This is a genomic window from Caecibacteroides pullorum (genome assembly GCF_019239235.1).
GTDB lineage: Bacteria > Bacteroidota > Bacteroidia > Bacteroidales > Bacteroidaceae > Bacteroides > Bacteroides pullorum.
In genome coordinates, this window is record NZ_JAAZTS010000002.1 from 1 (window position 1) to 14,938 (window position 14,938).

Consider the following 14,938-nt stretch of genomic DNA (forward strand, 5'->3'; position numbering starts at 1 on the left):
ATACGATATCATTTGGTCGCAATGAAGAATGTTCCGTGTTGGCCGAATGCAAAGTATGACATCTGGATTGATGGGATTTTGTTTGATGAGATAATGGAGAACGGGCGGTATATAAAAATAGCTTTTGAAGCTTCTCATAGAGTCTGCATCGACGAATTGTATGTTAATCCTATCCTTGGGAAATAAGGGGAGAACCTCAGCTCCACCCTTCCAGTCCTGACCTTTGTGAACATAAAGTTGACTTTGGAAGAAGGAGTGGGGAGGGGGAGGAAACTGTTCAGCCCATCTTTCCGTGGGGAGAGATGGGCTGAATGTTTATGATATGCTAGCCAGGTTCAGTCGAACAGGCTCTTGAACTTTCGGAAGATTTTCTCCTTGATGGAAGCGTTGGGCTTGAAGTTGTCCGAGGTTTCCATTTCTTCCAGCGCTTTCTTTTCGTCCTTGCTCAGGGTTTCGGGAACATAGACACTGACGTTGACAAGCAGGTCGCCGGTACCATAGCCGTTGACGCTGGGAAGTCCCTTGTTGCGCAGGCGGAGAACCTTGCCGGGCTGGGTACCCGGTTCGATCTTTACTTTCACCTTGCCGTCGATGGTGGGGATTTCTACGGCTCCTCCCAAGGCGGCGGTAGGGAAGCTCAACAGGAGGTTGTAGATGAGGTCGTTCTCCTCGCGGATCAGTTCCTTGTCCGGCTCTTCTTCGATGAGGACCAGCAGATCGCCCGGCACGCCGTTGTGCTTGCCTGCGTTTCCTTTGCCGTTCATGGAGAGTTGCATGCCTTCGGCTACACCGGCCGGTATCTTGACCGTTACTACTTCTTCGCCATAGACGATACCTTCGCCCGCACACTCTTTACATTTATTCTTGATGACTTTACCTTCGCCGCCGCAGGTAGGGCAGGTGGTACGTGTCTGCATGGTGCCCAGAATGGTCTGCTGGTTGCGAATGACGGAGCCGGAACCTTTACAGGTAGGACAGGTTTCGCTTCCTCCATTGCCTTCGGCACCGGTGCCGTGGCAGTGGGTACAGGTGACGTACTTTTTCAGTTTGAATTTCTTTTCTACACCAGTAGATATTTCTTTCAGGTTGAGCTTCACCTTGACGCGGAGGTCGGAACCACGGAAACGACGCTGCTGGGCGCCACCTCCTCCGCCAAAACCACCGAAACCGCCAAAGCCTCCTCCGTGTCCGCCGAAGATGTCGCCGAACATGGAGAAGATATCGTCCATGGACATGCCACCACTGAATCCGCCGAAGGGGCCTCCGTTGCCTGCCGCACCGCTCATGCCTGCAAAGCCGAACTGGTCGTAGCGGGCGCGTTTGTCGGGATTGCTCAACACGTCATAGGCTTCCGCTGCTTCCTTGAATTTCTCTTCCGCTTCCTTGTCGCCCGGGTTCTTGTCGGGGTGATATTGGATGGCTTTCTTGCGGTAGGCTTTCTTTATCTCGTCGGCCGATGCGTTCTTGTCTACTCCCAGTACCTCGTAGTAATCTCTTTTTTCCATAATTCAACTTGTCTCCTTATTCTCCGACTACCACTTTGGCATGACGGATTACCTTGTCGTTTAATGTATATCCAGTCTGGACACAGTCCAGGATTTTGCCTTTCAGTTCTTCTGCCGGAGCGGGGATGACGGCGATGGCTTCGTGGAAGTCGGTGTTGAGGGGCTGTTCCTTGGTCTCGATGACTTTCACTCCATTCTGTCCGAGAACGGTCATGAACTTGTTGTAGATCAGTTCGACACCTTCTCTGACGGCGGCTACGTCTTCGGCTGTTTCCATGTTCTTCAGTGCGCGTTCGAAATCGTCCACGATGGGCAGGATGCTGCTGATGCTTTTTTCGCCTCCGTTCAGGATCAGTTCTGCTTTCTCCTTCATGGTGCGTTTGCGGTAATTGTCGAATTCGGCTGAAAGGCGCAGGTACTTGTCCTTCATATTGGCCAGCTCTTCCTGTGTCTTGGTCAGCTCGTCTACTTGCTCTGTTTTTTCAGTCCCGGCCTGTTCCTGTGTCTCGGCTGCCGTTTTTTCTGTTTCGCCCTGGTCTTGTTGTCCCGTATGGGCAGTGTGAGCTTTCAGCTCTTCTTCGTTCATGGTTTCTTTTTTCGGATCCATATCTATTTTTCTTTTTTGTTATTACTGCGGATGGACGGTCGGACGTATCCGGCGCGTCTTGTTACTTTTCTTTCCAGCAAAAACTTTGCCAAAATGTCTACTTTTTCAGAAAACGCCGCAAAGTTACGATTTTTATGTCACATTGGCAGTGTGGAAAGAAGACAATTGTGTATCTTTGCACCTCCGTTTTTAAGGTATTAGTAATAACAAGATAAAGATAATTCATGATTACAGTTTCTAATGTTTCGGTACAGTTTGGTAAAAGGGTGTTGTTCAACGACGTCAACCTGAAGTTTACCAGCGGCAATTGTTATGGTGTCATCGGTGCCAACGGCGCCGGCAAGTCTACTTTTCTCAAGACGATTTCCGGAGAGTTGGAGCCTACAACGGGGGCGATAACTTTGGGACCGGGCGAACGCCTGTCTGTACTTAGCCAGGACCACTTCAAGTGGGATGCTTATACGGTGATGGACACGGTGATGATGGGCCACACGGTGTTGTGGGATATCATGAAGCAACGTGAAGCCCTCTATGCCAAAGAAGATTTTACGGACGAGGACGGCATGAAGGTGTCCGAACTGGAAGAGAAGTTTGCCGAGCTGGACGGTTGGAATGCCGAGAGCGACGCGGCTTCCTTGCTGAGCGGCCTGGGCATTAAGGAAGACAAGCACTATGTGCTGATGAGCGAACTGAACAACAAGGAGAAGGTGCGTGTCATGCTGGCACAGGCTTTGTATGGAAATCCCGATAACCTGTTGCTGGACGAGCCGACCAACGACTTGGATATGGAGACGGTGACCTGGCTGGAAGAATACCTCTCGAACTTCGAACATACGGTGCTCGTTGTGAGCCACGACCGTCACTTCCTCGACTCTGTCTGCACGCATACCATTGATATCGATTATGGAAAAATCAATCTGTTTGCCGGTAACTACAGCTTCTGGTACGAATCGAGCCAGCTAGCCTTGCGTCAGCAACAGAACCAGAAGGCCAAAGCCGAGGAGAAGCGCAAAGAGCTGGAAGAGTTTATCCGCCGCTTCAGTGCCAACGTGGCTAAGAGCAAGCAGACGACGAGCCGCAAGAAGATGCTCGAGAAACTGAATGTGGAGGAAATCAAGCCTTCGTCGCGCAAATATCCTGGCATCATCTTTACGCCGGAACGCGAACCGGGCAATCAGATCTTGGAGGTTTCGGGCCTGACCAAGTCTTTGGAAGACGGTACAGTGCTTTTCCGCGATGTGAATTTCAATGTGGAGAAAGGCGACAAGATTGTATTCCTGTCGCACGACCCGCGTGCCATGACGGCTTTGTTCGAGATTATCAACGGCAATATGAAGCCCGATGCCGGACACTATAACTGGGGTGTGACCATCACGACGGCCTATCTGCCGTTGGACAACACGTCGTTTTTCAACACAGACCTGAACCTGGTCGACTGGCTCAGCCAGTTTGGCGAAGGAAATGAGGTCTATATGAAGAGCTTCCTGGGACGTATGCTTTTCTCGGGCGAGGAGGTATTGAAGAAAGCCAGTGTGCTGTCGGGAGGCGAGAAAATGCGTTGTATGATTGCCCGTATGCAGTTGCGCAATGCCAACTGTCTGATCTTGGATACGCCGACCAACCACCTCGACCTTGAGTCTATCCAGGCCTTCAACAACAACCTGAAGATTTACAAAGGAAATGTCCTGTTTGCGTCGCACGACCATGAGTTCATCCAGACGGTGGCCAACCGTATCATCGAGCTGACTCCGAACGGTATCATCGATAAGATGATGGAGTATGACGAATACATCACTTCGGATCACATTAAAGAACTGAGAGCACGCATGTATCAGAACTGATACTTGACAGACTGAGATAATAAAAGAGGGGCACGGACCGACAGACTTCTACGGAAAAATAATCCGTATGGTTTCTGTATGGTCCGTGCCTCTTTGTATAGGGGGCAGGGGAAGGATCCCTTGTTTTTTATTTCCTTTAATGTTTGGTCTGGTAGACTATTTTGTTTTCACTTTCCCCGAAAAGTTTGTCACCGAGGGTTGTAATTTTATTGCCGGTTGCCACTACGTGTCTCAGGTTGTCACATCCGATGAAGGCACCATATTCGATGGCCGTTACTCCGGCCGGTAATATCAGTGAACCGGACAGGCGGGTACAGCCGCTGAACGCACGTTGGCCGATGGTTTGCAAGCCTTTGGGCAGAGTAACGTCCAGCATGTATTTCTTTTGTGTAAACGTATACTCGGGGATAGCGGTCGAAGTGCAGTTTTCCATATTGACAGAAACCAGATTGGGCATATAGTCGCGGAGCAACTTGAAGTCAGCTTCGTCCATTTTGCCTTCGATAGTCAGGAAATTGACGTCACGTGGTTGAATGCCTTTGCGCATGAGTTCGCTGGCCAGACTGCTCATGGGGCCAATCTCTACGGAAACGATTGTAGGTTCTCCTTCGATGAAAGAGAAATTTTCCCATCTTTCCTTGTTGCGATAGGAATCCGTACTTCCCAGCGGAACAAATATGGCTGTGATGCTGTCGGCTAATGCTTCGGGCAACAAGTTGGGAGCCTTTTTCTTTCTGACCTGACAAATCTTCAGGTTGGTGCACCCCTTGAAAGCGGCGTCTTCTATGTTCTTCGTCTTGTCCGACAGAATGACGCGCTCCAGCGTTTGTTTTCCCTGAAAACTTCCGTCACTCATTTTTTTGCAGAAGGCATAGGCCGGGATGCAGTTACCCGGGTAGACGTAGATGCGGTCAGGGTAGGTGCCGTTCTTTCCTGTGTACATGCTTATGGTGGCATTCGATATGTCCAGCACTTTGAGGTTGGTGAATTCGTCGCGCAGATGGCGGAAGTCGATGGCGTTGAGTTTGCCCTGCAGGGTGAGGTGGGTGATCTGGTTGGCTTCATTTTCGGTCAGCAGTTCCACCAGTGTACCGGCTTTGGGTACATAGAAAGTTTTCTTTTTTTGGGCGTAAGCTCCTCCCCAGGTGATGCAGAGGCTAGCTGCAACAAGCAATATGTTTCTTAGTTTCATCTTCTTTCAGTTTTAGGATTTTGCTTTCAAAGATACGGAAGATTTAGCCTATGTCATCTATCTGTTCTGTTAATTCTAAAAAAACTTATGTTAACGTGTTGTATGATGATGTGTAGATTCAGTAGATGAACGTTTGTTTCCCATACGATATAGTAAAAGGTAATTCTTCCGTTCCTCTTATCATATTGCTAAGCCAATATAATTTTCCTTTCGGAACATCTTTAAATTCTACATATTCATAACGAGCATATTGGCATCCAAATCGCTTCCAACCTTCATCTGTCCAATAATATAAAGTATACAAATCTTCTGCATGTATCCCGTTATCTGCATTCAATGGAGCAAAACGGACTAGGGTTGCCTTTTGTCTATTTTTCAAGCGCAAAGTAATAGTTTCACAAGAATGTGGAGCTGTTTGCATATCTCCATCGTATTCAGTCTTATGCCTCATTTTCTCCCAACCGGTTTCCTCCAAAAGTTTGACGTAACAGGAGTCTTTAAGGGACAATATACTATCATTAGGTGAAAGAATGTGTATGCGATTGGGAGGAAATACGTTTTTATATCCGTATGATTTATCAGTAATCCATTCTAACATGGAAATGTTAGCATGGGGATAAGAAGCAGGAGCCTTAAAACGATAGTACCGATAATTTCCAATATTAGTTAAGGTCTTTTCCTGAAAGAAAGGTTCGGGTATTTCTTCAATTTCTCCTTGTATTACTGCATCACTGAAATCCTCTCGGTTGGCAGCCTGAAATTGACCGCCTACCAGTTGTTTGGCTATTTCGTTCATTTGAGGTTTGTAAGTGCATTTGCGAGTTAGGACCAGATTACTCCATTTCCCACTAGAGTCATTCTTTTCAGCTAAGTAATGAGGAACTCCAACTCCGTTTATTTCTTCTACATAAAAAGGTCTTCCAAAAGCCTTCATGCGATTATTTTCATAGTAAATTGGAAAGTAAAACATGCCTGGAATAGCATATTCAAACAGAACAGCTTTCGATTTTACATTTATATTTCCCCATGTTACAGCCAATAGTCCGCCCGGCCCTTTGTGAAACACTGCTAGATATGCCAGTCTATTTGGAATCATTTCATGGAAAGGAAGCGATAATGTAACTGTTTTCCGATAATGAGGGGTCACATCAATAATACAGGGGTCGGCAAGTTCTTGTGGAATATGCTCATTTTCTGATTTTAAGAAATAAGGCGATTTCTTTTGTGCGGCATACGTCATTCGATAGATATTATAGACTTCTTCAGCATTATAAGAATCTTTATAGGGCACATCACTTTCCGGGCTGAAGGCATATCCTGTATCTTTTGGACTTTTGTAAAGAGAGCAATGGTAATGTCGTCCTCCAAAGTAACGGTAGCACATATTATATTCTACTGAAAGTGGTAAGCCACACGATCTTAGAATATTGCATGCATAGTTTGCAATATCCACACAGTCGTGAAGACCGCGTGAATATAAACCGTATATGCCATAATCTTGCCTGTCTTCCTGTTTCCCGTTCAAATCTCTGAGTGTATTGATGGCTTGGTTGTAGTGATGAATCATTTTCTGCGGAGTGTCGCAAGAATCCGCATTCAGGAATTTGCCAAACAGTGAATCTAATTCTTTTCCGTTATTTAGAAATCCATATCCGCCTACCGAGCGATAGGGAAGGATATATTCCTTAAATTCATTAAAACTAAGCTGTCCGGCAAATTTAGAATGATGCCACACTTCAAAAGCATGATCAATATGTGCAATCAGGAATTTGCTATCCAATTCCTGAATGTCAGGAAAACTGTCGACGCATATTTCTATTTTAGGAAGTATTTGGTTCTTCTGATGTTCTCTATATGTTTTGATTTGAGAAAGTCTTTTTTCATTTGAGGATTCATTCGCTAAAAGGGACTGACAGATGCTATCTGTCTTCTGTCGCCACGCTTCGACTTCTCTAGGTACATAATTTAATTTGCCGTACGAATAATGATAATGCATGTTGTCAATAAGAAAACGTGCCGCCTCATACTTTTGCCGATCTGGATCGCTCCATCGGTAATGTAATAATACCGACCAAAGCTGGATGCGATTTCCAGCGGCATCTGGAGGAAGAGAGGGGAGGCTGATGTAAACTACTCCAAACGAAAACAACATCCAGAAGGTGAACAAGGCTACTCGTTTTCTCATAGCTTCTATTCTTTATCTTTACTTGGTATGTTTTTCTGCATCATACTCTTCTTTTGTCAGATTCCGGACAGTTGACTCTACTTTCGGCTCCTTTTTTGAGCCAGGTATGATAGCTGCGCCGCCAATATGATCGAAAAGAATAGTGTTATTCTGTGGTGAAATAATTGCTACGGAATGCACAGAGCGTCCGTGAAATGACCATTCCACATTCACAAGTTCTAAGTTTTCATTTTCGCTTGCACGCTTTAGCCATTCTTTTATTTTTTCAAAAGGTTCCTCTGTTCCCGAAAGAGATAATTTTTCACGCATTACTTTCAAAGGTACGATATCATACGATCCTTTGTTGTCGTTCAAGTGATATACTACATCTGTATCATCGGCAAATAAAAGTTTTAGGAATTCTTCTCGCTGTTCTTGCGTCTCCACTTTTCCACGATAACTATACCCCACCAACTTTAATCCATCAATCCCGTTTCGAGTCATTAAATCACTTTGTTGCTTGGCATAATCTAATTGTTCTTGCCAAGTAGTTGGTTCCTTTTTGACTTCGGTTACGTCAGACTTGTCTTTTTTGACACTGTTGTTGCAAGCTCCAAAGAAGAGAATTACTGAAAAAATAATAAAGATTAAATTTTTCATAATTAGCTGATTTTAAATCATGTTCCTATTAGTTTTGTTCTTTCCTTTGAGATTCCAAATGATTAGCCTTTGAATTAAGCCAAGACTCCATCATTTGTTTCCCCATTCCAGTAGAATCCGCATAAGCATTGATAGCGGCTATATTGGCCAAACATTCTTGATAAAGACTTTCGTCCATGCCTTTTTGCTTAAATTCTTTCTCGGTGATAGTCAGTTGCAAATGATGTGCTATGGTATCCACTTCAATATAGTGGAGGGCAATGTCCTCTATTTTGACTTTTAATTCTTTTTGTTCGGGAGATAATGAGTTGTCATCCACAAAAAATAAGCCTGCATGTAAAATATCTACTTGCGTTTTTTCGTCAAGTTTGCTACCTTTTTCAGAATTCGAATGCTTTGTACAAGCAATAAACCCCAATAAAATTACAGAGATAAGTAGAATGATTTTTTTCATGATTGTAAATATTAATTATGATTATAGATAAAATATTGAACACTACCACCATCGCTGCATAGCGTAAATGTCCTTACTTTCAATAAAGTAGGTGATATAGGAATCTGAAAAGAACAACTTCCAATCCACGGACCACTCGTTATAGTGTTAGTACTGCCATTACAATCAATTTGAATAGCGGTTAAAAAACATCGGCTGGAGCCTTTAAATACAATTTTTTTAGAACCTGCAGGTGCAGATATTCCAATTTCTGTTTGGATATTTCTAACTTCAAGTGATCCGCTAGCTAATATGTCTGTATTACTTTCACTTCGTGTTTTAATGGGCCGCTTTGAATTATTTTTAACTTCTTGTGGGTTTTGTAAGATAACATGCTCTCCTTTAGTACGTAAATCGTTAATAAAATCATTGACTTCCTCAACTTCATGTAGCAAACGTGTAAATATTTCCCTTGATATTCCATAATTAGCAGCTTCTTCAAAATTCATTTTAAGAACATATAAATTTTTATCTAATACCAGGTGAGTCCTAGCTATTTGTTGTGCTTGTAACAAATCAATTTCTTCTGATTGGGGTATATCGGACTCTTCAATTGATACTTGTTCTTGAAACATGTTCGTATCTAAATCAGAACATGCTAGTGGTAATAAAACGATGCAAATCGGTAATAATGTCTTGAAAGATTTCATAATGTTATAGTTTAAAAGTTGGTTATTCAAGTTTCACTAATAGTTTATTCTTCTATCTCTGTAGCTGTTAAATTAAGTCGAGGCTAATGAGATTACAGAATTCCTACCTAGACAGAATCCGTTGGTGGTGGTTCCATAATATATATTATCAAGGTTCAACAATCGGGTTAATTATCACTTTTATTCACATATTCTTTCATTGTTTTCTTTATCCATTCCACTTGAAAAGAAGGTATTTTCACCGGCTTGTCTACAATTTGTCGGGCCAAGGAGATTGCTTCATTTTGCCGTTCGTTTCGATTTAGTATTTGTACCAAACAATACAATGGGATAAATCGGTTGGGACACATCAGGGAAGCTTGGCGATAATGTAGCTCGGCTTGTGTGTCTTCGCCTCTCTGCTCATTCATTTCGGCCAGCAAAAGTTCCAGATCATAATCGGCCCATAGTTCCCTGCATTGGTTAGCAATTTTAATTCCAGAGTCATATAAACCAATTTGATTTAACTCAAACGCGTAGTTGTAAAGAAAGTATTGGTCATGCTTCAGTCCGATATATGCATGTTGATAATGTTCAAGTGCACGGTCGGTTTGTTTGGCAGCGGAGGCTGTCACTGCTTCAGTCCAAGCCAATTCGGCTTTCACACGCCGTATTATCAGACTCCCAATCCAAAAGCTTAGAGGCAATAGGCATGCCACACCCACATTACGTAAAGTTGATGGAAACTTTATGGTATCTTTTAATAATAAAAAAGTTGCATACAACAATACTGTCCAAACAAACGGATACATTAATGGATAGGAGAAGAAACCCAATACGCAAACGGATATCCAAACAAGCATGCCGCACTCTTTTTCAGAGGAATAGTTCTTTTTAGCTACACGAAACAAACGTATCAGCCATGCAATGACAATCAATAACCCCACTATACCGAAAGAAATGCCTATCTGTAGGTATTCATTATATGGATATTGTACGGTATCAGCCAATTGAACATAACTACTATCTGGATGGCGTTTAAAATAAGCAGCCTGATAATCCATATAATGTGCTTCGAATCCATTCATGCCCCAACCGAACAAGGGCTTGTCAAGCATCATTTCCAAAGAACAACGCCAGATAAGCATACGTCCGTCTGCTGAATCTTTTTTGACGAGATAAAGAGCTATAACAGAACAGAGGAAAATGCTGATAAGTCCTATTCGCTGAATGGTTCGTGTGGGACGAAGATTTCTACGTTTCCAAATGGCATAAACAAATAACAAACTTAGTATACCCGCACGCGAAGCCGATAGTAATACACTTGCAATGACAGCCCATGCGACTACTTGTCCAATTATGCGTCTATCTCTTCCTTTATTCAACATCCATAGACAGAACGGAAAGCCCACGCAAAGACTGGCGGCAAAACCTGCCGGATTGTCTAAAGAGCCTTTTAGCGGAATACCGTGTTGAATTAGAGCAGGTAATTGGCATATTCCCCAGCAAATTTCTATTATAATTAAACCAACAATCGCGTAATGTATACATTTGTGAGGAAGAAGAGCGCATCGATCAAATGGAACCAGATGATGAGCACAGGAAACTACCGACCATATCATTCCACCCACTGCAAACACTATCCATTTGGGGAGTACTTGTGTGTCTACGAAGTGTACTGAACAAAAGAATAAAGTTCCGCCCATCGTAATAATTATGATTAGCTTGCGTATCATAAAAATGTATACATACTCGTTGATTGACTAAAATGAGTATTCTTTATAAAGACGAACTGAAAAGAAAAACCTAACCTTGTTTTTGCTTTTTTTTTGAGATAAATCTCAAAACACTGAAAAACAGTACTTGAGAGGTTGCTTAAATTATGTTCTTATTAGTTTTGTATAATCCTTAACTCTATGGTGCTAGTCCTGACCTTTGTATTTATAGAGTGAAGGTTGGAACGAAAAAAATGGAAGCATAAATCATATTTTATCATTGTAGAAAAATAGACAGAACTGATTGCTTGGGATATAGGCGAGGATGTAAATCTTGCAGAAGATTTGTCGATAATGGATATTCTTTTTTCTTTTATTAGTATTTTTGCGGGTATATTAGTGTGCCTTCAAGCAATATTAGTAAAGATATGGAAATGAAAAATAAAATGTTGTGGAAGAACATCGGCCGATTAGTAGTGGATATTCTGCTGTTTTATGTGATAGGGACGTTGATAACGATGTTTTTGTGCGTTCCTCTTTTCCTGATACAGAAAGCATTGGGGATGGAGATGCAGGAAGGCAGTTTGCCTTCTTTCTTCCTGGAAAGGTTGCTGATGCTGGTCGGTTATCTGAGTGCGGCAATATTAGTGCTACGTTGGCGCAAACTACCTTTATCGCTGCTGGGAATGTCTTTGAGAGGACGGGGAAAAGACTTGCTGGCTGGATTGGGGGTAGCGGTGTTGCTGTATGCCGTTGGGTTTGGTACATCGCTCCTCATGGGGACTGTTGAAATAGCGAGTGTACAGTGGATACCTCGTGACTTGCTGGGAACGTTGCTGTTCTTCCTGCTGGTAGCCGTCACGGAGGAGGTGATGCTGCGTGGCTTTGTGCTGGGACGAATGCTTTCGGCAGGCATGAATCGTTTTGTGGCGCTGTTCTTGTCGTCGGCTCTTTTCTCAGCCATGCATTTGTTCAATCCCAATTTTGCACTCTTGCCGTTTGTCAACATCCTGCTGGCAGGTTGTCTGCTGGGAGCATCCTTCCTGTATACACGTAACTTGTGTTTTCCTGTCGTGCTGCACTGGTTCTGGAACTGGCTGCAAGGCCCTGTGCTGGGTTATGAGGTTAGCGGAATGGACAGCGGTGAAACTTTGCTGACCCTCCGTTTGACGGGCAGTGACCTGCTGACAGGAGGCAGCTTCGGTTTCGAAGGCTCGCTGCTTTGCACCGTTCTGCTTGTTGTCGGTACACTGGCCATCGTCGGTTATTATGAACGGCGCGGCAGGAAGGAGGCTTAGAGTCCTTCCTGCGATACGCCGCGCAGGGTCAGTTGAATGCGCTTACGTTCGGTGTCAATGCCCAGTACGCGTACCCTGACGTGCTGATGGATGGACACTACTTCGTTGGGATCACTGATGTAGCGGTCGGCCAGCTGGGAGAGGTGTATCAGGCCGTTTTCCTTGATGCCGATGTCTACGAAGGCACCGAAGTTGGTGATGTTGCCCACGATGCCGGGCAGCTCCATGCCTTCACGCAGATCGTCCAGCGTACGGACGTTCGGATCGAATTCGAACACCTTGATAGGGCCTCGTGGGTCGCGTCCGGGCTTGTCCAGTTCCTGAAGGATATCTTTGAGGGTAGGCATGCCGACAGTGTCCGTCAGGTAGCGTTCGGGCTGGATGCGTAGGCGCAGCTGTTTGTCGGCTATTAGTTCGCTGACGGTGCAGCCCAGGTCTTTGGCCATCTGTTCCACGATGCCGTAGCTTTCAGGATGGACGGCCGTGTTGTCCAGCGGGTTCTTGGCATCGGGAATGCGCAGGAAGCCGGCACACTGTTCGAAAGCTTTGGTGCCCATGCGGGGCACCTTCAGCAGGTCGCGGCGCGAAGCAAAGGGCCCATGCTCGGCACGATAGCTGACGATGTTTTGCGCCAGCTGTGGTCCGAGGCCCGATATGTAGGTCAGCAGGTGGCTGCTGGCTGTATTCAGATTAACCCCCACCAGATTCACACAACTTTCTACTGTCTGGTCAAGCGATTTCTTTAGTTTAGTCTGGTCTACATCGTGCTGATACTGGCCCACGCCGATGGACTTCGGGTCTATCTTTACCAGTTCGGCCAGTGGATCCATGAGGCGGCGGGCGATGGAGACCGCACCGCGAACGGTGACGTCGTAGTCGGGAAATTCTTCACGGGCCAGCTTGGAGGCCGAATAGATGGAAGCACCCTGTTCGCTGACAACGAATATCTGCATATCGCGGTCGAAACGCAAGTGCTTCAGGAAGTCTTCCGTCTCACGGCTGGCCGTACCGTTGCCGATGGCCATGGCTTCGATGCGGTAAGCTTCCACCATTTTCTGTATCTTCTGTGCCGCTTCTTTAGGCTTGCTGACGGGTGGGTGAGGGTAAATGTTCTCGTTGTGAAGCAGGTTGCCCTGAGCATCGAGACATACCACTTTGCAACCTGTACGGAAACCGGGATCGATACCCATGACACGCTTTTGTCCCAGCGGGGAGGCCAGGAGCAACTGGCGCAGGTTGGCGGCAAAGACGCGGATGGCTTCGTCGTCGGCCCGTTCCTTGCTGCTGGCGGCAAATTCGGTTTCGATAGAAGGCTTCAGCAGGCGTTTGTAGGCATCCTGTACGGCTTCGGCCACGTAGCGGCTGCAAGCATTGTTGCCCCGTACGTACTGACGTTCGAGGCGCTCCAGGCAGGTGTCGTCCTCGTCGGGGGCGATGCTCACTTTGAGTACGCCTTCCGCCTCGGCACGGCGCATGGCCAGCAGGCGGTGGGAACTGCAACGCTTCAATGGGTCGGCCACGTCGAAGTAGTCGCGGTAGTTGGCTGCTTCGGCTTCTTTCCCCTTCACCACGCGGGCGGTGATGACGGCACGACGGTCGAAGGTTGTGCGGACGGTCTGTCGCGAGCGTTCGTCTTCGCTCACCTGTTCGGCTATGATGTCGCAGGCTCCTTTCAGGGCTTCTTCTACGCTCTTCACGTCGCCCTTGACGTAACTCTTTGCCTGTCGGTCGGGAGCTGGGTCCTTTTGTAGCATCAGTAGGGTGGCCAGTGGCGTGAGGCCTTTCTGTCGGGCCATTTCGGCACGAGTTTTTCGTTTGGGTTTGTAGGGCAGGTAGAGGTCCTCCAGCTCGGTGTTGTCCCAGGTGCTTTCGATACGTTGCTTCAATGCGTCGGTCAGCTTACCTTGCGCTTCGATGGTTGTCAGGATGGTTTCCTTTCGGCGTTCCGTTTCTTTCAGTTTCTCGTAGCGGTCGCGGATGCTTTCTATCTGCACCTCGTCCAGTCCGCCGGTAGCTTCCTTGCGGTAGCGGCTGATGAAGGGGATGGTGGCTCCGTCGTCCAGCAGGGCGAGGGTTTGGCGCACCTGCTTGTCTGTCAGTCCAAGCGAGGTGGCTATCAGGTGGGGGAACAGGTCGTTCATATCATTGGATGTCTTTTTTTAATAAAATGATTGGTGGGCAAAGATAGTTCAAACGTAGAGAAGCACAAAAAGAAAACAGTGTTTTCGGCAGCGGATTGCACTGTTTTCCCTGTGCGAAACCAGCCATTTCCTGTTCGAAAGGCTGAAGACCGCTGAAAGTTAAAATTTGTAGTGAAAACATTCGATTGGCTTATTTTTATATGATTTTTTGGGAAATGGATGAAAAAATCCTACCTTAGCCTCGTAGATAAGCATTTTCTCGTTTAGGAGTATATCAAAAGCTTTTTATGGATAAGATATTGGAATTTGAAGGACTGGATGCAGCACTGTATCCATGTGTCGGTCCTTTGGTAATGGATCCTGCTGTCTTGAAGCAAAACTATAATTTCCCTTTCCGCACCACTCAGGCTTACCGTTGGTTTGTCGCTGTGAATGGGGAAGAAGTGGTCGGCTTTATTCCGGTAGAGCGTCGGAAGAGCGGTTGGATTATGAACAATTACTATATCAAGGGACGTGACGAAACGGTGTTGGAAGCTTTGTTGCAAAGGATCATGGCTGTTGCGGCAGAAGAGAAGTGCACGTTGACGGCCATCAGCTTTCTGGAGGATCGAGATGTCTTTTGTCGATTGGGATTCGAGGAAGTGAATGTGTGGAAGCGCTATGTGAAAATGGTAAAGAACGGATAACACGGAG

General features: G+C 45.7%; 12 protein-coding genes and 1 pseudogene. 4 read left to right on the forward strand and 9 right to left on the reverse strand.

Annotation, left to right across the window (positions count from 1 at the left end):
* A pseudogene (locus tag HF894_RS01905) lies at positions 1-186 on the forward strand (DUF4434 domain-containing protein); the annotation flags it as partial.
* Between the two features lie 149 nt (positions 187-335).
* Here HF894_RS01905 and dnaJ read toward each other — a convergent pair.
* On the reverse strand, positions 336-1,508 hold the full coding sequence (dnaJ, locus tag HF894_RS01910; RefSeq protein WP_200806339.1) for a molecular chaperone DnaJ: 1,173 nt from the start codon (positions 1,506-1,508) through the stop codon (positions 336-338).
* A gap of 13 nt (positions 1,509-1,521) precedes the next feature.
* Positions 1,522-2,112, reverse strand: a complete 591-nt coding sequence (locus HF894_RS01915; RefSeq protein WP_204970894.1) for a nucleotide exchange factor GrpE — start codon at positions 2,110-2,112, stop codon at positions 1,522-1,524.
* A 224-nt stretch (positions 2,113-2,336) separates the two neighbouring features.
* On the opposite strand from HF894_RS01915, the gene HF894_RS01920 reads away from it, so the two are divergent.
* Positions 2,337-3,953, forward strand: coding sequence for an ABC-F family ATP-binding cassette domain-containing protein (locus HF894_RS01920; protein ID WP_075317142.1), 1,617 nt, complete (start codon positions 2,337-2,339; stop codon positions 3,951-3,953).
* A 136-nt stretch (positions 3,954-4,089) separates the two neighbouring features.
* Here HF894_RS01920 and HF894_RS01925 read toward each other — a convergent pair whose 3' ends face one another.
* The 6 genes from HF894_RS01925 to HF894_RS01950 all read right to left on the reverse strand — a co-directional run bounded on the left by HF894_RS01925 (position 4,090) and on the right by HF894_RS01950 (position 10,797).
* On the reverse strand, positions 4,090-5,145 hold the full coding sequence (locus HF894_RS01925; RefSeq protein ID WP_204970895.1) for a leucine-rich repeat protein: 1,056 nt from the start codon (positions 5,143-5,145) through the stop codon (positions 4,090-4,092).
* 118 nt (positions 5,146-5,263) lie between these two features.
* On the reverse strand, positions 5,264-7,330 hold the full coding sequence (locus HF894_RS01930; protein ID WP_204970896.1) for a hypothetical protein: 2,067 nt from the start codon (positions 7,328-7,330) through the stop codon (positions 5,264-5,266).
* Positions 7,331-7,348: 18 nt separating this feature from the next.
* A complete protein-coding gene (locus HF894_RS01935; RefSeq protein WP_204970897.1) occupies positions 7,349-7,969 on the reverse strand; it encodes a hypothetical protein in 621 nt (206 codons plus the stop codon).
* A gap of 28 nt (positions 7,970-7,997) precedes the next feature.
* Entirely contained in the window at positions 7,998-8,423 is a 426-nt protein-coding gene (locus HF894_RS01940; protein ID WP_204970898.1) for a hypothetical protein, read from the reverse strand.
* A gap of 11 nt (positions 8,424-8,434) precedes the next feature.
* Entirely contained in the window at positions 8,435-9,112 is a 678-nt protein-coding gene (locus HF894_RS01945) for a hypothetical protein (RefSeq protein WP_204970899.1), read from the reverse strand.
* A 167-nt stretch (positions 9,113-9,279) separates the two neighbouring features.
* Entirely contained in the window at positions 9,280-10,797 is a 1,518-nt protein-coding gene (locus HF894_RS01950; protein WP_159436206.1) for an O-antigen ligase family protein, read from the reverse strand.
* A 437-nt stretch (positions 10,798-11,234) separates the two neighbouring features.
* Here HF894_RS01950 and HF894_RS01955 point away from each other — a divergent pair, with 437 nt between their 5' ends.
* Positions 11,235-12,104, forward strand: a complete 870-nt coding sequence (locus HF894_RS01955; RefSeq protein WP_204970901.1) for a CPBP family intramembrane glutamic endopeptidase — start codon at positions 11,235-11,237, stop codon at positions 12,102-12,104.
* Here HF894_RS01955 and HF894_RS01960 read toward each other — a convergent pair.
* Complete coding sequence (locus HF894_RS01960) at positions 12,101-14,245, reverse strand: Tex family protein (protein ID WP_204970902.1); 2,145 nt, start codon at positions 14,243-14,245, stop codon at positions 12,101-12,103. The genes HF894_RS01955 and HF894_RS01960 overlap by 4 nt on opposite strands.
* Positions 14,246-14,532: 287 nt before the next feature.
* On the opposite strand from HF894_RS01960, the gene HF894_RS01965 reads away from it, so the two are divergent.
* A complete protein-coding gene (locus tag HF894_RS01965; protein ID WP_204970903.1) occupies positions 14,533-14,931 on the forward strand; it encodes a GNAT family N-acetyltransferase in 399 nt (132 codons plus the stop codon).
* Positions 14,932-14,938: the final 7 nt, after the last annotated feature.